This is a genomic window from Myxococcales bacterium, from assembly GCA_022184915.1.
In the GTDB taxonomy this organism is placed as follows: domain Bacteria; phylum Myxococcota_A; class Polyangia; order Fen-1088; family Fen-1088; genus JAGTJU01.
Genome location: JAGTJU010000001.1, coordinates 397295 through 416216, shown reverse-complemented (window position 1 = coordinate 416216; position 18922 = coordinate 397295). Strand labels below are relative to the sequence as shown.

At 66.8% G+C, this 18922-nt stretch carries 21 protein-coding genes; 6 read left to right on the top strand and 15 right to left on the bottom strand.

Features of this window, described 5'->3' with window-relative positions; genetic code table 11:
• Positions 1–9: 9 nt before the first annotated feature.
• Both KA712_01850 and rpsP read right to left on the bottom strand, forming a co-directional pair.
• Positions 10–270, bottom strand: a complete 261-nt coding sequence (locus KA712_01850; protein MCG5051681.1) for a KH domain-containing protein — start codon at positions 268–270, stop codon at positions 10–12.
• A gap of 31 nt (positions 271–301) precedes the next feature.
• A complete protein-coding gene (gene rpsP / locus KA712_01845) occupies positions 302–568 on the bottom strand; it encodes a 30S ribosomal protein S16 (protein ID MCG5051680.1) in 267 nt (88 codons plus the stop codon).
• Positions 569–707: 139 nt separating this feature from the next.
• On the opposite strand from rpsP, the gene KA712_01840 reads away from it, so the two are divergent.
• Together KA712_01840 and nadA are read left to right on the top strand one after the other, a co-directional pair.
• The gene (locus tag KA712_01840) at positions 708–2456 is read left to right on the top strand and encodes a hypothetical protein (protein ID MCG5051679.1); all 1749 of its coding nucleotides are present in this window, start codon (positions 708–710) and stop codon (positions 2454–2456) included.
• Between the two features lie 61 nt (positions 2457–2517).
• Positions 2518–3603: a quinolinate synthase gene (nadA, locus tag KA712_01835; protein ID MCG5051678.1), complete on the top strand. Its 1086-nt coding sequence runs from the start codon at positions 2518–2520 to the stop codon at positions 3601–3603.
• Positions 3604–3669: 66 nt separating this feature from the next.
• On the opposite strand, the gene rimO is transcribed toward nadA, so the two are convergent.
• The 3 genes from rimO to KA712_01820 form a co-directional block, all read right to left on the bottom strand.
• Positions 3670–5076 carry a 30S ribosomal protein S12 methylthiotransferase RimO gene (gene rimO, locus KA712_01830; protein ID MCG5051677.1) on the bottom strand — a complete coding sequence of 469 codons (1407 nt, stop codon included), beginning with the start codon at positions 5074–5076 and terminating at the stop codon, positions 3670–3672.
• Positions 5077–5139: 63 nt separating this feature from the next.
• Positions 5140–6261, bottom strand: a complete 1122-nt coding sequence (locus KA712_01825) for a hypothetical protein (GenBank protein ID MCG5051676.1) — start codon at positions 6259–6261, stop codon at positions 5140–5142.
• Between the two features lie 368 nt (positions 6262–6629).
• The gene (locus KA712_01820) at positions 6630–7751 is read right to left on the bottom strand and encodes a hypothetical protein (GenBank protein MCG5051675.1); all 1122 of its coding nucleotides are present in this window, start codon (positions 7749–7751) and stop codon (positions 6630–6632) included.
• 129 nt (positions 7752–7880) lie between these two features.
• Between KA712_01820 and KA712_01815 the strand changes: the two genes are divergently transcribed.
• On the top strand, positions 7881–8129 hold the full coding sequence (locus tag KA712_01815) for a hypothetical protein (GenBank protein ID MCG5051674.1): 249 nt from the start codon (positions 7881–7883) through the stop codon (positions 8127–8129).
• 10 nt (positions 8130–8139) lie between these two features.
• Here KA712_01815 and cyaY read toward each other — a convergent pair whose 3' ends face one another.
• The 4 genes from cyaY to KA712_01795 form a co-directional block, all read right to left on the bottom strand.
• On the bottom strand, positions 8140–8463 hold the full coding sequence (gene cyaY, locus KA712_01810; protein ID MCG5051673.1) for an iron donor protein CyaY: 324 nt from the start codon (positions 8461–8463) through the stop codon (positions 8140–8142).
• 26 nt (positions 8464–8489) lie between these two features.
• Positions 8490–9878: a trypsin-like peptidase domain-containing protein gene (locus KA712_01805; protein MCG5051672.1), complete on the bottom strand. Its 1389-nt coding sequence runs from the start codon at positions 9876–9878 to the stop codon at positions 8490–8492.
• Entirely contained in the window at positions 9875–10237 is a 363-nt protein-coding gene (locus KA712_01800; GenBank protein ID MCG5051671.1) for a hypothetical protein, read from the bottom strand. Before KA712_01800 ends, KA712_01805 begins: the two co-directional genes overlap by 4 nt.
• A gap of 88 nt (positions 10238–10325) precedes the next feature.
• Complete coding sequence (locus tag KA712_01795; protein MCG5051670.1) at positions 10326–10721, bottom strand: PilZ domain-containing protein; 396 nt, start codon at positions 10719–10721, stop codon at positions 10326–10328.
• A 130-nt stretch (positions 10722–10851) separates the two neighbouring features.
• Here KA712_01795 and KA712_01790 point away from each other — a divergent pair, with 130 nt between their 5' ends.
• The gene (locus KA712_01790; protein MCG5051669.1) at positions 10852–11670 is read left to right on the top strand and encodes a mechanosensitive ion channel family protein; all 819 of its coding nucleotides are present in this window, start codon (positions 10852–10854) and stop codon (positions 11668–11670) included.
• A gap of 33 nt (positions 11671–11703) precedes the next feature.
• On the opposite strand, the gene KA712_01785 is transcribed toward KA712_01790, so the two are convergent.
• Positions 11704–13008 carry a thioredoxin family protein gene (locus tag KA712_01785; protein ID MCG5051668.1) on the bottom strand — a complete coding sequence of 435 codons (1305 nt, stop codon included), beginning with the start codon at positions 13006–13008 and terminating at the stop codon, positions 11704–11706.
• 11 nt (positions 13009–13019) lie between these two features.
• Positions 13020–13766, bottom strand: coding sequence for a hypothetical protein (locus KA712_01780; protein ID MCG5051667.1), 747 nt, complete (start codon positions 13764–13766; stop codon positions 13020–13022).
• A 63-nt stretch (positions 13767–13829) separates the two neighbouring features.
• On the opposite strand from KA712_01780, the gene KA712_01775 reads away from it, so the two are divergent.
• Positions 13830–14177, top strand: a complete 348-nt coding sequence (locus KA712_01775; protein ID MCG5051666.1) for a metalloregulator ArsR/SmtB family transcription factor — start codon at positions 13830–13832, stop codon at positions 14175–14177.
• A 57-nt stretch (positions 14178–14234) separates the two neighbouring features.
• Here the strand turns inward: KA712_01775 and KA712_01770 are convergent, their stop codons facing one another.
• Positions 14235–14789 (bottom strand): carboxymuconolactone decarboxylase family protein, encoded by a 555-nt coding sequence (locus tag KA712_01770; protein ID MCG5051665.1) that lies wholly within the window; start codon positions 14787–14789, stop codon positions 14235–14237.
• Positions 14789–15328, bottom strand: coding sequence for a peroxiredoxin (locus KA712_01765; GenBank protein MCG5051664.1), 540 nt, complete (start codon positions 15326–15328; stop codon positions 14789–14791). The genes KA712_01770 and KA712_01765 overlap by 1 nt, the downstream gene beginning before the upstream one ends.
• Before the next feature lie 200 nt (positions 15329–15528).
• Between KA712_01765 and KA712_01760 the strand changes: the two genes are divergently transcribed.
• Positions 15529–16917 (top strand): ABC transporter substrate-binding protein, encoded by a 1389-nt coding sequence (locus KA712_01760; GenBank protein ID MCG5051663.1) that lies wholly within the window; start codon positions 15529–15531, stop codon positions 16915–16917.
• 29 nt (positions 16918–16946) lie between these two features.
• On the opposite strand, the gene KA712_01755 is transcribed toward KA712_01760, so the two are convergent.
• Positions 16947–17594 (bottom strand): biliverdin-producing heme oxygenase, encoded by a 648-nt coding sequence (locus KA712_01755; GenBank protein MCG5051662.1) that lies wholly within the window; start codon positions 17592–17594, stop codon positions 16947–16949.
• 227 nt (positions 17595–17821) lie between these two features.
• Positions 17822–18919: an ABC transporter permease gene (locus tag KA712_01750; GenBank protein ID MCG5051661.1), complete on the bottom strand. Its 1098-nt coding sequence runs from the start codon at positions 18917–18919 to the stop codon at positions 17822–17824.
• Positions 18920–18922: the final 3 nt, after the last annotated feature.

Here is an 18922-nt window from a genome sequence, read left to right as displayed (position 1 = left end):
GGTGCTGGCCTACTCGATGATGTCGAGGATTACGCGTCGCTTCATCTTGGCCGAAGCGGCCGAGAGCACCGTACGCAGGGCTTTTGCCGTACGACCCTGTCGCCCGATGACCCGACCAAGGTCGGCCTCTGCCACGCGGAGTTCGAACACCAGGGCATCAGGCTCCTCGAGCTCGGTGATCTCCACCTCGTCTGGGTGTTCGACCAAAGAGCGAGCCAAATAGCTCAGGAGGTCGCGCAACGACGGCACCGCGCCGGTGCCGTCGGCCATGTCCTGGGTGCCCTCGTTCACGGGCGCCCCTTTACTTGGCTTCCGCGCCCGCTTGCGCCGCCTTGCGGGCGGTGCGGAGCAGACCGTCGACGGTGTCGGAGGCCTGCGCGCCGTGGCGCAGCCAGTAATCGGCACGGTCGACGTCGAGTCGCAGCTCAGGCGGCGTGCGAAGCGGGTCGAACACACCGATTTGCTCAATGAACCGGCCGTCGCGGGGGCTGCGGCTGTCGGCAGCAACGATCCGGTAGTACGGGGCCTTCTTGGCCCCAACGCGCGTCAATCGAAGGGAAACGGACATAGATGATCCTCTGGCGAGCGGCACAAAGTACTTTTTAGAGCTCCGCCTGTCAAGGGAAGGTCACCAGGCAGACCGAAGACGTGCGGCCAGACCTCGAGCCGCGGAGGCTCTTTCATGGCATAAGCTGGACACGCCCGCCATGAAACCCGACGCATCTGGTGCTCATCGCTGCCCCTCGCCGAGCCGCCCGCGACGGATTTGGCCTGGCTTCACGCTGGCCCTCGTGTGCGTCGCGGCCCTCGGCGGAGGATGTCCTTCCCGGCAGGCGTCCCGGCCCGAACCCGCCCCGCAGGCCGCGAAGGATGACGTACAGGCGCGCCTGACGATCTTTTATACGAGCGCCATCGGAGGCACGCTCGAGCCCTGCGGCTGCAACAGTGACCCCCTGGGAGGCGTGGACCGCTATGCGTCTTTGGTGCGAGCCGCCTCCGCGCAAGGGCCCGTTCTGCTGGTGGACGGCGGCAACATGCTGTTTTCGCCGAACGGCGTTCCTGCGCTCAAGCGGGACGCAGCGAAGCTACGCGCAGCATTCGTCGCGGAGCGGCTCACGGCGCTGGGACTGGCCGGGTCCGCCCTGGGTCCGGCAGACCTCGTGGCGGGGGCGGAGTTCGTGAAGCCGCCGCGCCTGGCCATGAATGCGAGCCCGCCCACGACCGCAGACCATCTCGTGACCCCTTCGCGGCTCGAGACCCGGGGATCCCTGAAGGTGGGCGTGATGGGTGTGGTGGCCGCCGATGTTGCCGAGGCGGCCGGTGTGCCCGCCACGGATCCGGTGGGCGGGGCGCGCGACGAGGCCGCAAGGCTGCGGGCCGCAGGCGCCGACTTGGTGGTGGCCGTGGCCGCCATCGACCGGCCCCTGGCCCGTAAGGTCGCACGCGCGGCCGAAATCGACATTTTGGTGCTGGGCACGCCGAGCGAAGAAGGCATGTCGCAGGCAGACTTCGTCGAAGGAACGTTCATCGTGGCCGCGGCGGCCGAGCTGCAAAAGGCCGGACGCATCGACGTGGTCTTGAGAAAGCGCGCTGGGACCTGGGCGCCCTTGGTCGACGCCGGCAGCCCCGAGGCGTTGGCGGCCCGGCGCGACGACGTCAATGAACAGGTGGCCGCTCTCGCGGCCCAGTTGGCTCGCTGGAAACGAGACACGGAGGCCGACCCGGACTTCGTGGCGGCGCGAGAGAAGGACCTGCTGGCACTTCGCGCTGAGGCGCAGGCCTTGGCCGGTCAGACCTTTGCGCCCCCGGCCGAAGGGTCGTATCTCGTCAATCAGCTGGTGCCGATTCGGCGGGCATTGCCCCAAGACGCCCAAGTGACCGCGGCCATGCGCACGCTCGACCAGGCGATTGGTAAGCTGAACTTGGCAGCCGCGACGGCGCCGCCCCCCGCGGTGCGGGGGCGCGCCCACTACGTGGGCGATGCGTCCTGCGCCCGCTGCCACCAGGAGGAGCTGGCCTTCTGGAAAACCACGGTTCACGCCCAGGGATGGAAGACGTTGGTCGATGGCGGCAAGGAGGCAGATCTCGAGTGCGTGGGCTGCCACGTGACGGGCTACGGCCAGGTGGGCGGCTCGGCGCTCGGCTTCACGAAGGGGCTCGAGGCCATCCAGTGCGAAGTGTGCCACGGGCCCGGATCTCTGCACGTGGCCGAAGAAGGACTGGACGAGCCCCCCACGGTTCACAGCGAAACCCCCGAGAGCACGTGCGTGCAATGCCACAACGAGAAGCACTCGGACACCTTCGTGTACGAGGCCTACCTGCGCGACATCGTTGGCCCGGGGCACGGGGAGGCAACTCGCAAGGCGCTGGGTGAAGGCCCCACGGGAGGTGAGCTTCGGCGCGCAGCCATGGCCAAGGCCCAGGCCGCGGGGAAAGCCCAGGTCGGCACGCATTGAGGGCCAGGCGCTGCCGCGAGGGCGCAATTCGCGCTATGCCATAGCCACAAAGATGGCGCCCATGTCCCTCGTCACCCTCGACAAACTGGTTCGGTCTGGAAACGTTGAACCCGACGCGGCGGCCCGCGTTCAGTTCCTGTGGGACGAGATCGCGCGGCTCAAACGCGAAAAGCGGGCGTTCATTCCGGCCCATAACTACCAGGTCCCCGAGGTTCAGGCGGTGGCCGACTACGTGGGGGATTCTTTCGAGCTGGCGGTCCGCGCGCGTGATCTCGACGCCCGCCTCGTGGTGTTCTGCGGGGTCAAGTTCATGGCCGAGGGCTGCTACACGCTGGCACCCGAGCGGCCCGTGTACTTGCCGAACCTGCAGGCCCTGTGCTCGCTCGCGGAGGTGGACACGGCGGACGTGCAAGAGCGCCAGGAGTTCTTGAAGTCCATGGGGCGGTCTTTCGCGACGATGACGTACGTAAACACCTACGCCGACGTCAAGGCGATTTCGGATACCTGCTGCACGAGCTCGAACGCCGCCAAGATCGCCGAGCGGCTGGGCACACCCGACATCCTCTTCGTGCCAGACCAAAATCTGGCCTACCAGGTCGCGCTCAAGACCAACCGGATGTACCTTCCGCCTCCGGAGCCGCATACCTTCAAGCCGCACGAATACTGGGAGAGGGTCAAGCCTCTCATCGAGGAGGGCGAGCGCCAGGGCCTCTCGGGCAACGTGTTTGCCTGGGAGGGGGCCTGCCACGTGCACCATCAGATGACCTGTGACGACATCGAGCGCATTCGTCAGCAGGATCCCGGCACCACTGTCATCGTGCACGGGGAGGTGCGCCCTGAGCTGCAGAAGGCCGCCGACCACGTGCTTTCCACGTCGCAGATGGCGAAGTTCGTCGAGAGCAACCCTGACGTGAACAAGTACGCGATCCTTACCGAGTGTGGGCTCGTGGTGCGCATGGAGCTCGAGCACCCCGAAAAGCAGTTCTACAAGCCTTGCCGGCTTTGCCAGTACATGAAGGCTACGGACCTGGAAGCGGTGTACGAGACCCTTCGCGACGAGCCCGAGAGCAAGCGGATCACCGTGCCCGAGGACGTGCGTGGGGGCGCCGCCCAGGCCATGTTGCGCATGATTGAGCTCGCAAGCTGACTCATACCAACGCCGCCCCCCGCGAAAGGGAAGGGACGCGACACCGGCGGGCGTTCCCGCGTTTCGTCAGGCGGGGCCGATCACCTTGGCGGCCAGATCGTATTCGGCGCTGCCCGTGACCTCGGCCCGCACGAGCTCGCCCACGCGGGGCTCGTAGTCTTCAAGCGTCAGGAACACCTGACCGTCGATCTCGGGCGCCTGCCCTTCGTGACGGCCCTTGAGCAGGTACTCGGATTCATCGGAAGGCCCTTCCACGAGGACCTCGATGATGCGGCCTTTGAAGGCGGCCATCTTGCGCTTGGAGATCTCCCGCTGCAGACGCATCAGCTTGCGGCGCCGGCCATCGGCGTCCTTCTTCAGCACGCGCAGCGGCAGAAGCGCCGCGACGGTGCCCTCCTCTTTCGAGTACGGGAACACCCCCACCCGATCGAGGTTGGCGTCTTTGACGAAGGCATGCAGCTTGTCGAAGGCCTCGTCGGTCTCCCCGGGGTGGCCCACGATGAAGGTGGTGCGCAACGTGATGTCAGGGACCTTGCGGCGTACGCGCTCGACCAGGTCATAAACTTGCTTCGAGGTGTGTCCTCGCCGCATCGACTTGAGCACGGCGTCGTCGACGTGCTGAAGGGGCACGTCGAGGTACTTGGCCACGCGAGGCTCGGACGCGATGACGTCGAGCAGCTCGTCGGTGACGGCCGTGGGGTAGGCGTAATGAAGGCGGATCCACCGCAGGCCTTCGATCTGGGCGAGCTGGCGCAGCAACGAGGCCAAACGCGGCCCGTCGTCCAACTTGCCGTCGGGTAGATCGCGACCGTAGGTGGTGAGATCCTGCGCTACCAGACAGATCTCCTTCGTTCCCGCCGCCGCGAGCGCCTCGACCTCCCGCACCACCGATTCCGGTGTGCGGCTGCGTTGAGGCCCGCGCAGTTTGGGGATGATGCAGAAGGCGCAGGGACGATCACAGCCCTCGGCGATCTTCACATAGGCGGTATGCGTGGCCATCGAAGGCTTGCGCGGTGCCAGGTCGTCGTAGAGAAAACGGGGGGTCTCCACCACCTGGACGCGGCGTTCGTGGGCCGAGAGCGCGTGCGTGATCTGGTCCACTTCATCGGTGCCGAGGAAGTGATCCACCTCGGGCATCTCGTCGGCCAGCTCCTTGGGGTAGCGCTGGGACAGACAGCCCGTCACGACGAGTCGCTGACAGCGTCCCGCTTCTTTGTACTTCGCCATCTCCAAGATGGCATCGACGGACTCTTGCTTGGCTTCCCCGATGAAGCCGCAGGTGTTCACGACGATCACGTCTGCGGCGTCGGGCTCCGCCACCAGCTCGTAGCCAGCGTTGGTGGTGTGCCCCAGCATCACTTCCGTATCGACCCGGTTCTTTGGGCAACCCAGGGACACGAAGTGCACGGTACGACGTCCCGCTTCGGCCGGGACAGGAGCCGTTTCGGATGCGTCGAGAGGGGCGGCGGTCATTGGAAGTCACCAAAGGTAGCAGGGTGCCCTGGGTTCACAAGGCGCATCCATGAGCACGCTGCGTCACGGAAAACAGAGGACCGCCTCGGCGCCGAACTGCTCGATGAGCCCATCGATGTGGCGCTGCACGTGGCGACGCCGGGCCACCACGGCCCCGAGCTCGGCGTCGGTGAGCACGGTGGAGGCCGAGACGCCCGGCTCCGCTTCGAAGGCACCACGCAAGCTGGCCTCGAAGACCCGCGGCAAGGCTTTGTAGAGGCGACGAGAGAAACGTTGCGTTACCGCGAGCATCTTCCGGTTCGTCTCCTTGGCGTCGGAACTCACGAAGAAGGCCAACGTGTTGTCCATGAAGTAGAGCTTTTCGCCGTCGGGCGACATCAACATGTTGCCGCCGGAGTAACGATCCGGGTTCGAGGTAAGAAAGTCGAAGACTACGAGATCGGAGATCTGCGCCGCCAGTCTCGCCTTTTCAGGAGGAATGGGCTCGCCTTGCGTGAGCCAACGCAAACTCTCGCGCACGGCCTCGGGACCGTCCAGCATCGAGTCCTTGATGGCCGGAACCCAGTACGAGACCGCCCCCAGGGTGACGCCGGTCGATTGGAAGATCGTTTCGGCTTGAATGCGCGGGACTTGGCCGAGGCTCTCTTCGTTGAGGTGCGCCAGCAGGTCTTCGCGGCTCACCGCCCGTGGGGCGGCGGGAGGCACGGCGTTGAGACCCAGGAGGCGGTTGAGCCGGTAGGCCGCTACTTCCTTGCGCGGAATGGTCTGCAAGTTGGTTTGGGCAGGTTTGAAGGCCGCACGGGATCCGTCGGCGAAATCGAGGCGAAACGAAAGCGACGAGCCGCCCTTGTTCACCTTCGCGCGCACGATGGGTTGGCTGCGGATGCGCGCGAGCAGAAGCTCGTCCGACATGCCGAGGAAGGTGCCGGCCGCCTCTTCGGCCAGCTCGGTCTGTGGCAAAGAAAAGCTCGCCCGCGGGGACAACGCGGCCAGCGCCGGGCGCCCGGCGCCCGAACGGGCCGCAAGCGCCGAGGCGAAGCGCCCCATGCTCAACCACACGCCGCCGATCGACACGGCCAGGACGCAGAGTTCCAGGACGAAATAGCGAGCGATTCTCACGACCGTCGATGGGGGTCTCAAGCTGCGAAACACCAGGCCGAGCCCCCCCGCCAACAGCACGAGCATGAGGAGCGTGTTGAACAGCGAGGGTGGGGCGAAAGTAGATGTCCATATTCATCAGGATGCCCGACAAGATGATCACGGCGCCCCCCACGGTGAGCAGCCATCCCAGCTTCGACTTGCCGTTCCAGAACAGCAGGCCTACACCCAGAAGCAGTGGTACCAGAGAAAGCCCAAAGCTATTCGCGAGGCCCCCGAAGCGCCAATACGACGTGTGCACCACCACTTGATTGGTGAGCAAATACCCCCCGGCCACCGCCATCGCCACGCCCAGGAAGAACTCGCCGAGCCCTCCCGACGTGCCGCCCACGTCGCGCAGGTCCCGGCGCCCCCCGAAACTGGATCCCGATTCGGACATGAGTGTCTCCTGCGCCTCAGGTCACGCGGTACCAGGCCGCAAAAGCGCCGCTGGCCACGATGACCCAAATGACGGCGCTGTTCCGCCGATGCTTCGAGTGGCTCTCATGAACCCGCTCATCGAGGGTTTTATACTGCGCGATGACGGACTCGGTACCCACCTTTTGCGAAAGCACCGCCTGCTGGGCCCTCAGGTTGAGCACGTCGGAGCGGCCGAACGCCATGGCGTGCCAAGCCGCTGGCAAAAATCCAACGACGAGGGCCAGTGTGAGGCCCCACCCTGCCCGTTTGGCGGGATTGTCCCGCAGCGCGAGCAGGCGGAAGCCCAAGGCGGTGCGCTCGATCCTGCGCGCCATCTGCTTGGCAGGTTCAAGGCATTTGCGGCACCCCGAGGCGCTCCGCTGGTCGTAGTAGAGCCCGTGCTTTGGGCAGCGGAGCATGTGCGTTTTGGCGGTCTCGCCGACAGCCTCGAGGCCTGAAGCGGTGCTGTCGGCGGCCAGGCGCATGTGGTCGAGCCCCGAGCTGCCAGGCAGCGAGGTGCGCACGCGGGGGATCACGTCGCTCGTGTCCGCGGTCGTGCGGTTCGCCGTGGGCCGAGCGAGCTCCAGCCGGGGGGCCGTCTCGTCGGGTGCGGCGAAAGGACTGCGGGCGCCGGTGCTGGACATGCGTGACGCCACGGAGGTGGCGGCGCCCAGGGTGTGGGGGCCGCTTTGGGTGTGAGGCGCGTGGCCGTGGGGTGCTGCCAGCGTGGGAACCGCAGGAATCGCGGTGCTGCTGGAAAAGGGGTCCCGCCCCACGAGGTCCGTCCCCGGAACGGAAGCCAAAGTGGACAGGGTGGGTATGCTGGGCTCGCTGGTGGATGTGCCGCGGTTGACCTGTGTCTGCGTGGGGACGCGGGTTCGCGGGCCCGGCACGGTGGGCCGCAATTCGGTGATGGCGCCCATGCTGGCGAGCTGCTGGGACAGCACCCGGGCCTGCGCCTCGTCGAGCGCTTTGCCGGCCCGGAGGTTTCGTGACGAGATCGCCTGCGCGACGCCGGCCACGGGCGCCTGGAAGTGCTTGGCCAGGTCGGCCGCCAGATGCATCTGCGCCACGGGCGAAGGGTCTTTCGACCCCACCACGAAAACGTCGTAAAGCATGCCCGACACGCCTTGCGAGTATAAGGCCGAAACGGGCGCCGAGGCCAATTCGGGCGGTACGGGAAGGCCGGCGCGACATTTCGTGATCGAAAATTTGACCGCAGATACGGGCGCTTCACGATGCCTTGCATGAAGCAAGCGCTGGCCAGCGACGGCAAAGGCACCCGCCAGGCCCGGGAGACCGGGACCGTGCGGGTGTTGGCAGCCTCGCAGGATGCCCGCAGTGCGGCCGCAGCGCTCCACGCCCGCCCCATGGTGCGCGTGGTCGCGCTCGAGCCCGAGGGCATCGGTCGCCGAGGCCGCCTGCGGCCGGCCCGCACGCCCCTTCCCTCCGTGAGCCGCCTCGTCTACCGGGCCGGCGCCGTGGTGGTCCGCTGAAGGGCCCGCCTCAGACCCGGATCTGCAGCCCCGCCTGTTCGTGCGCGAGCTGCTCGACCAGCCGATAGAGCTCGACGCCCTGGCCGCGATCGTCCACCCAGCTTCCCGTGTCGGCTTGGTGGTCGAGGTGCCATGCACGGTCCCGAAAGGCCACCCAGATCTGCCGGACCGGCGTCTGCGGCGAGATGATGAGGCGCAGGCGGTTGTTGAACGTAACGGTGAGCGTGCCCTGAGACAAAGCACTCTCCGCCAGATCAGGGTCGGCGTCCTCGAAGGCGGCGTCGATCCGCGCGAACGCCTGGTCGACGAGCTGTCGGTATACCTTCTCTTCCATGGCTTTCGGTCTATAGCACCTGTCGCTCAGGGCGGTGGGGGCGCCGGGGCGTGGGGGGCCAGGGCGACCCAGAAACTGCCTTGCTCCCGGCGCACCAGCACGGCGTGGGGAGCGTGCGCGGGCGCGAGGGCTTCGGCCAACGCCCCGAGGCTGGCCACCGGCTTGGCGCCGACCTGCACGATGACGTCTCCGGGCAGCAGGCCCGCATCGCGCGCCACCCCGGCAGGCACGGTGCGCACCAGCAGTCCGGGCGTTTTGCCCCGGGCGACCTGAACGTCGAGGCCCAAGGGCGGCTGCTGCACGGGTCCGCCCTCTTGGCAGGACGCCGGGTGCGGCGCGAGCGGAGGACTGGCCGCCGCCACGGTGGCCAGCGTCACCGTGTGGGCCCGGCCGCTCCGGCGCACGTTCACCACGACCCGCTGCCCGGGAGGGGTGAGCTGAGCGTAGATCTTGAAGTCCTCCACACCCGTCAGAGGGTGCCCCCCCCAGCTCACCACGACGTCGCCGGCGCGCAGGCCCGCAAGGGCGGCCGGGCTTTGGGCCTGGACGGAAGCGAGCAAGGCACCCTGGGTGCTGGTAAGCCCGAAGGCTTCGGCAAGCGGAGGATCCAGGGCCTGCACGTCGACACCCAGCCACGAGCGCACGGCGCGTCCTACCGCCGCCAGCTGCGGCAAGAGCCGCTTCACCACGTCGATGGGGATGGCGAAGCCGATGCCTTGGGCAGGCTGCGTGCCCCCCCAAAACGCCGAAGCCACACCGATCACCACACCTCCGCGGGAGAGCAGCGGCCCGCCGGAGTTGCCCATGTTGATGGCCGCATCGGTTTGCAGGTAGAACGCGTAGGAGGCGCCGGCCGCGGGCTCGGGCGGCGCAAAGCGGTCCACGATCCGATCCTTGGCCGACAAGATCCCGGCGGTCACACTGTGGTCGAAGCCGAAAGGATTGCCGATCACGAAGACGTCGTCGCCGGCCTTCACCTGGGTGGAGTCACCCAGGGGCAACACAGGCAGGGGCCGCGGGGGGGACACCTTCAGTAAAGCGATGTCGGTGGGACCGTCCACCCCCACCACACACGCAGACAACTCACGCCCGTCGTGAAGACGCACCCGGAGATCGTCGGCCTCTCGCACCACGTGCTCATTCGTCACCACATGGCCCGCGGAGGAGATCACGAACCCCGTACCCACGGACATTTGAGCCCCGGAGCCACGCCCCGCCCGGCCCGTCAGCTGGCCGCGAATCTGCACCACGGCGGCGCGGCAACGCTCGACCAGCGCCGCCAGAGGCGGCCGGCCGGCGCCACGTCCTTCCTGCCAGAGCGGCTCCCCCGGAGGGCGTGCCCAGGACGTGGCAGGCAGCGTGCCCAGGACGCCCAGGAGAGACAGGAGAGCCGGGCACGCACGCCCGCGGCTCACGGCCGGGACTCGATGAGCTTCCGCAGGGCTTTGCGATCGGCCTCGGGCACGTCGTCCGAGGGCCTGTCTTCGCCTGCTGCCAACGCACGGGCGCCTCGTTTGTCGCCCGACTTGTCCGGCTTGCTCGAACCTTTGGGGTCGTCGCTCGTCGACGTGGACGTCTTGTCGCCGATCAGCTTTCCCACCTCCGAGACACCTTCGGTGAACTTACCTTTCGTGCCTTCGACCAGGTTCCTCGAGGGCTCGCTGTTGACGATCGCCATGAGGTGCTCGTAGAGGGTGAGGTCGCCGAGCTTCACCTGGGTCCCGAACCAAACCATGGCCGCGAGCGTTCCCAGAACAAACACGATGCGGAACATGCGAAACACCTTCTCGGAGTACCCCCTCGCTCGAGGCGGAGCAAATTTTCCTTCACACGCTGCGCCAACAGCGCGCCGGCGTGGGCGCTCAGTCGGACCGGGCGCCGGGCCGGTAAGCCGAGGCACGCAGGAGCAGGTTCGCCAAGCGGTCCCGGTGGTCCTGATCGAGGGGTTCGAGCGTCACGCCAAACCCCGGGGGGCGCTTTCCGGGCCAGCCGGGATCCACCCGGATGACCCGACCCCGACACTGGATGTTGAAGTCTTCCTCATCGCCCGCGCCGTCTTCGGTGCCGAAGATCACCAGTTCGAATTCGCGGCCCGGTATGAACTCGGGGTACGCGTCGGGCGTGCCCACCAGATAGACGCCTCCGCTCGAGAGATTGCGCACGTCCATGATTTGCACCTCCGCACCGCGGAACGTGGCCTGGGCGTACACCTCGACACGGTTGAGGGCGCGGCGGTCGCTATCGGAGGACGGGCTCATGGAAGCCTTCATTATATCGAGGCGGCGGGGGGAACACGAAAAGCGATATGGAAGAGCGATGACGACGCACGCGCGGGCCAGGCACGGCTCGAAAACCGCAGAAGCTTTGCCATAAACAGGGTGGGTGACCTTGCAGCTGCCTGATTTTCTCCACGGCTTTTGGACCGAACGCGACATCCTTCGCAATCTGGTCTCCTCGGCGGTCCTGCTCTTGGCGGTCGTGGCAGGCCGCGCGCTGACCATACGCTCGCTGGTGCACTTCAAAGAGCGCCCGTTGGCGGATCCCCTGCGCCTCAAGGCGCGTACCCGGTGGGTGGCGCTGGGCATCGCAGTCCTTGGGCTCACGGTGATCTGGGCCGACGAGCTCAGAACCCTGGCGCTTTCTCTGGTGGCGATCGCAGCGGCCGTGGTGATCGCCACGAAGGAATTGATCATGTGCATGTCGGGCGCGCTGGTGCGCGCCAGCGGGGCCACCTTCGACGTGGGCGACCGCATCGAAGTGGATGGCCTCCGGGGCGACGTGATCGATCACCAGCTGCTGACGACCACGATCCTGGAGATCGGCCCGGGGCATCAACCCACGGGGCGCACGGTGGTGCTGCCGAACAGCGTGTTTCTTGCAGCCCGGGTCTACAACGAAACGCTGACGGACAACTTCGTGGTGCACGTGGTGGCCGTGCCCTTGAAGTCGGCGGGCGAGCTGCCGAAACATCGCGATCGTCTTCTGTCGATCGCCAACGAGGTGTGTGAACCCTTCGCCGACGACGCCGCCCGCGCGCTCGACGCTACAGCCGCCAAGCATGGACTTCCGCTCAACTTCCCCCACCCGGACGTGCTGGTACAAGCCGTGGCGCCCGAGCACGTGAACTTGCTCTTGCGCGTACCCGTGCCGGCCCGCAAGCGGGGCGAAGTCGAACAGACCATCTTGCGCCGGTTCTACGCGGTTTAGACCTGGCCGCAGCGGCGCAGCCGCTTCAGTCGATCAGTCGGTGAGGAAAAGCGTCATTTCGGAGGTCTTCGTGAAGTCGCTGGTCTTGTAGAGCAGGGAGCCCAGCGGGTCTGTGATGACGAAGAAAGGCAGGCCCACCTTCAGCTCGGGGAACCGAGGATCGGCCGCGAACGAGGAAAAGAGCGACGTGCCATCCTGAACCTTGAGAAGCACCACGTTTGCCAGGGCGGCGTTGAGTTCGGCATCCGCCAGCGTCTTTTCGGCGAAGGCCTTGCAGTTGGTGCACCAGTCCCCGTGAAAGTCGATGAACACCGGCTTCCCTCGCGAAGCCGCGTCAGCGTAGGCGGCGTCCTTGTCCAAGTGCCAGGTGAGGTTGCCGTGGGTCTCCACCGCGGGCGCGGAGGCCACGGCTCCGGCGGCGGGCCCGGGCCACGCGGCAGGAGGCAACGCCGAAGCCAAAACCGTGTGGCCCATCAGCAAAAACCCGCTGACACCGGCGACCGTAAGTAGGGATCGTTTGGTGCGTTCGGCGACGGTGCGCTCCGGCTCTTGCCCCAGCCACACCGCGCCGGCCACGAGCAGGGCGCCTGCGAGCAGGGATCCGCCGGCCACATCCGAGAAGCCGAGGCCCGTCAGGCCCTTGCGAAGGTACCCCCCGCCGAACCAAACGATGAGCAGCCCGAAGAGTTGCTGGACCCGGGACATCCAGGCGCCTCCCTTCGGCAAGACCAGCCCGAAGCCCCCGATGAGAAGCAAGGGAAGTCCCACGCCCATTCCAAAGAGCATCATTTTACCGGCGGCCAGAAGGGTCGCTCCCACGGAGACCTGGCTCGTGTGGGCCGCGAGGGAGATGAGGATGCTGACCACCACGGGCCCCACGCACGCGCTCGACACCAGTCCTGCTCCCGCCCCCATGCCGAAGGTACCCAGCCGCCCCCCGCCTCTGCCGGAGCGAAGGCGGTGACCCACCTCGGGAAAGGGAAGCCAACCGATCGTGGCCAGGGCCAGCACGATGAAAAGCGCTCCGATCCCGAGGTTTACGAGAGGCCAACGCAAGACCTCGTTGAAGCTGCCGCCCGTCAGCGACGCGATGACCCCGAACGAGAGGTACGTCGTCGCCAGGCCTGCGTAGTAGATCGCCGGATGCTCCCAGCGGCCGAGACGACCGACCCGCCGGCCCAAAATGGCCGCGGTGACCGGGTAGAGCGGATACACGCAGGGAAGCAAGCTCGCCAGGACGCCGCCCACCAGCAGCAACAGAAAGCTGGTCAGGCCTTGGGAGCCCGCAAGCTCGTGGCCGAGCCATTCGTTTGCGTGGGCAAGCCAGGATGAAGCCACATTGACCTCCTTCAGCTCCGGAGCCGGGAAAACAAGTAGAAAGCCTCCGTGGCGATCTGACGTGCCCGCCCGTCGTAGACGGCCGCCTCTTCGGGCGTGCCATCCGAAACCTTCGGATCTTCGTAGTGAAGAGGCGCACGGAGGCTGGCGCCAGCCACCATCGGACAGGTTTTGTCGGCATGAGAGCAGGTCATGATTGCCGCAAAATCACGCTTGGGATTCGCGGGATCGTCGTAGACCTTCGAGAAGGCCACCACCGCGGGACGGCCGGCGGAAAACGCGACACGGTAACGAGGGTTGTCGGACCCGGACGGGGTGATCACGAAGCCGGCTCGTGAGAGCGCCGCCACGGCGCGCGGATTGAAGGCGGTGACCTCGGTGCCACCCGAGAAGGTCTCGACCCCTTCGATGCCGTAGTACGCGGCTGCCAGGCTGGCGAAGAGCTGCCCCATGTGGCTTCGGCGCGAGTTGTGGGTGCAAATGTAGACAAGACGCGCGGGCTCGCCGGCGCTGCGCCTTGACTTGATGTAGAGCGCGAGCTTGTCGAGCTGCTTTTTCCGGTCGGCTGGCAGAGCATCGAAGCCAGCGGGAAGCGAGTCGGCGTAGCGGGCCAGCGCCGGGAAGAGGGCCGTGGGAGCGGCTTTGGCTGCGGCGGGCGCGGCATTGGGTGCAGCGAGCGCGCCGGGCGGCACGGCGCACACGAAGGTCAGCGCGCCCGCGAGGGCGAGAGGTGTGAAAATGTCATCGAGGCGAAGCATGGTTCCTTTTTCCGGCACCGCTTGACCCGGGCCGTCGGTATTTCGTACTTAGACGAAATACCCATGAACGACCAGACCGGGGCCTGTTGCCCCTCCGAATGTTGCGAAGCTGACACAAACGCCCGTGTACCGGCCTTGCGTCCCCCGGACGAGCAACGGCTTTCGGAGCTATGCCGGGCCCTGGCACACCCCGCACGGGTACACATTCTGGGCGTGCTCCTGGCCAAGAACGTATGCGTGGCGGGCGAGCTCGCAGGGCAGCTGCCGCTTGCCGCTTCGACGGTTTCGGAACACCTGCGCGTTCTCAAGGCCTGCGGGCTCATCAAGGGAGAGATCGACGGGCCCCGACGCTGCTACTGCGCCAACCGCGCTTTGCTCGATGAGTTCAAGCAGCTGGTGGGGGCGCTGTAGAGCGGATGCGCCCGGCGGCCTGGCAGAGGGTCTTGCCAGGCCGCCCCGCTGTCTCGTTCACGCCGCTTCCCCCACGCCCGGCGCCAGCTCCGCGCGCATCTCGAGCGCCACCGCCGCTGCCGCAAGCGTGGCGGCGATGCGAACGGCGTCGTGTACGTGTTCTTCGGTGAGCCCCCCTCCGACCACGACGCGCTCGTGGGCATGCATGCAGGTGCCGCAGCCGTTGAGCGCGCTCACCGCGCACGAAAACAGCTCGAAATCCACCTTGTCACCGAGCGGCTTGACCATGCGGTTCATGCGGAGCCGCGCGGGCTTGGTGCCGTAGCTGGGGTTTTCCACCAGGTGACGGAAGCGGTAGTACACGTTGTTCATCGCCATCAAGGCCGCGGCCGCCAGGGCGTCGTCGATCACCGCCTCGGTCACGTGCTTGCGCGCCTCGCTGACGATGGCCGCCCGCAGCGCGGGGTTGCGCGTGGCCACGGCGGCCGCCACGGCCACGCCCCATGTCTGCGCGGGGCTCAGCACCGATTGCGCCAGCACGGACTGAAGGTTCAGCTTGATGTCCCGTGCGGGTTCAGGGATTTGGTTGCGCAGCTCTTCGAGGTTCATGATCACCCGACCTCCAGCGTCTTTTCGCCTTTTTTCCAGTTGCAGGGGCACAGCTCGTCCGTTTGCAAGGCGTCGAGCACCCGCAGCACCTCGTCGACGTTCCGGCCGACGTTCAGGTCCGTGACCGACACGAAACGAATCACGCCCTCCGGGTCGACGATGTAGGTCGCACGCATCGCGACGCCCTCGCCTTTGTGCAGGATTCCCAGCGCGGTGGACAGCTCGCGTTTGATGTCCGCCAGCATGGGGAAGGGCAAATCCTTGAGGTCCCGATGGCTTTTGCGCCAGGCCAGATGCACGAACTCGCTGTCGACGCTTGCCCCGAGCACCTGGGCCTCACGGTCGAGGAAGTCCTGGTTATGGCGACCGAAGGCGGCGATTTCGGTGGGACACACAAAGGTGAAATCCTTGGGCCAGAAGAACACCACTTTCCACAGTCCGGGGTCGTCGGTGGAGCGGACGGTCTTCCACTCCTGCCCGGCTTCCAGGCTCACCACGGCTTTCAGTTCGAACTCGGGAAACTTGTCTCCAACGGTCAACATGTGCGCTTCCTCCTGTGACGGCGGCCCTCGTGGCCACCTGATGTGTCTCAAGATGCGCCCGCTTTTCTGAGTTCACCAACACAAGCTTTGTATGAGTTAGATAGCTTTTGGCTATCACATGTCATCGAAAGCGGTCTGCACGGTGCCCGCACGACGACGCCCCGAAGTGGCGCCCCGCTCGATGTAGACTACGCCCGCCCATGAAACGACGTGCCCGCCCCTCCCTGCCTTTTCCTCGCCGCGACCCCAAATTCGTGCGTGTGTCGTGGCGCGACCTCTTCATCGTGGGGCTGCCCGTGGCTGTGGTCGCCGCCCTCGCCATCTGGGTGGCGGTGGAGTTCGTGCGGCCCGCGCCACCGAACCGGATCCGCCTGCTGAGCGGTCCGGAAGGCAGCAATTACAGGAAGCACGCCGAGCGCTACAAGGCGCTCATCGAGAGACACGGCATCACCGTCGAGATCTTGCCCTCCCGGGGGGCCGACGAAAACCTGGACAAGCTCGCTGATCGTCGCGTCGACGTGGACGTGGGCTTCGTGCAAAGCGGGCTCCTGCAGGACGAGGAGGACACCAAGGGCCTCGTGTCGCTGGGCAGCCTGTTCCCACAGCCGCTGATGGTGTACCACCGCTTACCGAACCCCAGCGAGATCCAGCGGCTCACGCAGCTAGCCGGCAAACGCATCGCCATCGGGCTCGAGGGCAGCGGGACACGCGCCCTCGCGTTGAAGTTGCTGGCTGCCAACGGGATGGACACGGCGACTCCTCAGCTGGTGCCTCTTGCAGGGGCAGAGGCTGCCGCTGCGCTTCTGGCAGGTGACCTCGATGCCGCCTTCCTGACGAGCGACACGGCCACGCGCGAGATCTTTCGAAAGCTCCGGGCGGCACCGGAGATCGAGCTGATGAATTTTCGTCAGTCCAAAGGCTACGTCCGCCGCCTCCGCTATTTGACGCACCTCCAGCTGCCCGAGGGTGCGCTGGATCTCGCCGGCAACGATCCGCCTCAGGACTACGAACTCATCGGCCCCACGGTCGAGCTCATCGCCCGACCCGAGTTGCACCCGGCGCTTTCGGACATGCTCATCAGCGCCGCCCGCGAGATCCACGGACCCGCCAGCGTGTTCCGCAACGCGGGCGAGTACCCCTCCCCCGTTGCGCATGACTTTCCTCTCAGTGAAGACGCCGAGCGCTACTACAAAACCGGGGGCAAGCTGCTCTACAAGAGCCTGCCATTTTGGCTGGCGAGCCTCATCGATCGTTTGCTCGTGCTGCTGGTTCCCTTGCTCGTGGTGATCGTGCCCGCCACCCGCGCCTTGCCCGCGCTCTACCGCTGGAGGGTGCGCTCGCGCATTTACCGCTGGTACGGAGCCCTCATGGCGATCGAGCAGGAGCTGTTGGCAAAGCCTGGCGTCGAGGAAAGGCGCAAGCTGCTGGTTCGCATCGACGAGATCGAGGACGCCGTCAACGAGGTCAAAACGCCGCTGTCCTTCGCCGATCAGCTTTATGTTCTGCGCGAGCACGTGTCCCTGGTCCGCCACCGCCTGGAAACGGGTCCGCATACATCGCGCGCGGGCGGTGAGCAGGCGGCGGGCTGACGGGCGACTCGCTGCCCGCTTTCGTCTGTTCAGGCCACGCGAAAGACAGCCGCACGCGCCGCGGCCACCATCTCGTCGAAAAGGGGTTCGTGGTCGGAAAAACACAGCACCGCGGCCGCCGCGACCTGCTCCGTGTGCGCGCGTTCGAGGCGTAGTGACGCGAGCGTGGCAAGCCAGGTGGCCCGCAAAGCCGCCTGCCCGTCGCCGAAATCAAAGAACGCAAGCGATGCGGCGGGGACGTCGAGGGCCGAGGCGAAGCGTGCCCGAAGAACACGCCCGCCGCTCAAGTCGCCCAGGTACCGAACGTAAGCCGGCGCGGCCAGGCAATGCGGCGCCTCACGCGCCCAGGCCTCGATGCGGGCCGAGAGCCGTGAGGTCCACGCGGCCGAGGGGGGTACGCCAAGAGTGGCCAGATCAGCCTCGATCGCCCGGCTGCGGTAGAGCGCGGGAACGCGCAGGGCCGTGAGCGGCGACGCGTCGGCGAGCGCCTCGAGCCCCGCCTCGAGGGCACGGTACACGGGCAACAACCCCGCGAGATAAGCGGCATAGTCGCCCCGGCCCGGCTGGCCTCGCGCGAAGGCCTCCATGAGCGGATGGGCCTCGACCCGCCCGTGCCAGGCGGACGTGGCTTGACGCAGGAGTGTGAGCAGGGGGGAGCCCGCGGTGTCGCCACTCATGAGCCGCACCGGAGGAGACAAGGCGAAGGCGCGTTCGGATTCATGCGGGTTGTCGTGAGAGGCGCCCTGGGTACGGCTGAAGCTACCAGGTTCCTTCCTCCCCTCATTTTCGGCCAGTTCTCACGCGCCGTCCACTCGCACAACCACTCCGCACGACCGCGGACGGCCGCCGACGGCGCTGAGCGGGCGCATGCCGGAGCGTGGCGCAGAGGCGGGCTCCCCCCCGGCTAACCGTCCCGCAACGGGAAACGCCACCAGCCGAGCAGCGCAAAGCCCACCGAGAAGGCCAGGAGCACGAGCAGCGGCCGCGCCACGTCCGCAAGGCCGCTGCCGGGAACGAGCACGAGCATTTGTAGGGCATCGAGGGCCCATCCGTGAGGCGTAAACAGCCCGAGCGCACGCACGCTTTCGGGCATGAGCGCGCGCGGAATCATTGCGCCGCCGAGCATGCCGAGCACGAGCAACACCACCGAGGTCAAGGCCCCCACCGTGCGGGCCGAACGCCCGACCGAAGCGACGAAGAGACCCAAACACACCGCGCACAGCACCACAGCCAAGCAAACCAGCGCCATCGCGAACGCGCTTCCCGCCAGGCGCATGCCCAGCACGCCCCGGCCCACGGCGAAGAGGAAGACCATCTGCAAAATGCCGATGAGCAGATAGGTGAGCATCTTGCCTAGCAGGTGAGCCCCCGGGTGGACGGGGGCCGCGAGCAGGCGGCGCCAGGTGCCGCTCTTGCGCTCCTCGATGAAGGAGATCCCCAGCGTGACGGCGATGAAGAAACCAAAGAGGACGACGTTTCCAGGTACCGACACCTGAAACCCGTCGGCGTTGCGCAGGGGGGCTCCGGCACCCCGCACGTCTTCCACCCGAAGGGGCAGGTTTTCGGGCGGCGTGCGGCACGCAGGCTCTGCGGCCATACGCGCCACGACCGCGCTCACGATCGCCTGGACGGACGCACGCACGGCGAGAGGTGTGCCCCCGTCCATCAGCAGGCGATAAGGGCTCTGCGCGTCTTCCGCTTCTTCGGCGGGCACGAGAAGAGCCGCGTCGGCTTGGCCCGTCTTGACGAGCGCGCGCGCACGCGCCTCGGGGGCCTTGGCGAGGGCAAAGGCGCCCGTGGTTTCGAGGGCCCCCACAAAAGCCTCCGTCGTCGCAGCCCCGTCATCCACCACGACCAGCTTGCGGGGCGCGCTGGCGTCGGTACCGCGGAAGATGAAGCCCATAAAGGTCATGAACGCCAGAGGCAGCAGAAAGAGGCTTGCCAGGGCGCCTCGGTCCCGCCAGAGCAGCAAAGCCTCTTTCTTCACCGTCGCCGTCAGCATCGT

Excerpts from the sequence above, each read along its gene's own strand:
- KA712_01840 (MCG5051679.1), top strand. The coding sequence starts at position 708 with ATGAAACCCGACGCATCTGGTGCTCATCGCTGCCCCTCGCCGAGCCGC.
- KA712_01780 (MCG5051667.1), bottom strand. The coding sequence starts at position 13,766 with ATGCTTCGCCTCGATGACATTTTCACACCTCTCGCCCTCGCGGGCGCG.
- KA712_01755 (MCG5051662.1), bottom strand. The coding sequence starts at position 17,594 with ATGAGTGGCGACACCGCGGGCTCCCCCCTGCTCACACTCCTGCGTCAA.
- KA712_01765 (MCG5051664.1), bottom strand. The coding sequence starts at position 15,328 with ATGTTGACCGTTGGAGACAAGTTTCCCGAGTTCGAACTGAAAGCCGTG.
- KA712_01760 (MCG5051663.1), top strand. The coding sequence starts at position 15,529 with ATGAAACGACGTGCCCGCCCCTCCCTGCCTTTTCCTCGCCGCGACCCC.
- KA712_01820 (MCG5051675.1), bottom strand. The coding sequence starts at position 7,751 with ATGCTTTACGACGTTTTCGTGGTGGGGTCGAAAGACCCTTCGCCCGTG.
- cyaY (MCG5051673.1), bottom strand. The coding sequence starts at position 8,463 with ATGGAAGAGAAGGTATACCGACAGCTCGTCGACCAGGCGTTCGCGCGG.
- KA712_01795 (MCG5051670.1), bottom strand. The coding sequence starts at position 10,721 with ATGAGCCCGTCCTCCGATAGCGACCGCCGCGCCCTCAACCGTGTCGAG.
- KA712_01800 (MCG5051671.1), bottom strand. The coding sequence starts at position 10,237 with ATGTTCCGCATCGTGTTTGTTCTGGGAACGCTCGCGGCCATGGTTTGG.
- KA712_01775 (MCG5051666.1), top strand. The coding sequence starts at position 13,830 with ATGAACGACCAGACCGGGGCCTGTTGCCCCTCCGAATGTTGCGAAGCT.
- rimO (MCG5051677.1), bottom strand. The coding sequence starts at position 5,076 with ATGACCGCCGCCCCTCTCGACGCATCCGAAACGGCTCCTGTCCCGGCC.
- KA712_01825 (MCG5051676.1), bottom strand. The coding sequence starts at position 6,261 with ATGCTCGTGCTGTTGGCGGGGGGGCTCGGCCTGGTGTTTCGCAGCTTG.
- KA712_01750 (MCG5051661.1), bottom strand. The coding sequence starts at position 18,919 with ATGCTGACGGCGACGGTGAAGAAAGAGGCTTTGCTGCTCTGGCGGGAC.
- rpsP (MCG5051680.1), bottom strand. The coding sequence starts at position 568 with ATGTCCGTTTCCCTTCGATTGACGCGCGTTGGGGCCAAGAAGGCCCCG.
- KA712_01850 (MCG5051681.1), bottom strand. The coding sequence starts at position 270 with ATGGCCGACGGCACCGGCGCGGTGCCGTCGTTGCGCGACCTCCTGAGC.
- KA712_01815 (MCG5051674.1), top strand. The coding sequence starts at position 7,881 with ATGAAGCAAGCGCTGGCCAGCGACGGCAAAGGCACCCGCCAGGCCCGG.
- nadA (MCG5051678.1), top strand. The coding sequence starts at position 2,518 with ATGTCCCTCGTCACCCTCGACAAACTGGTTCGGTCTGGAAACGTTGAA.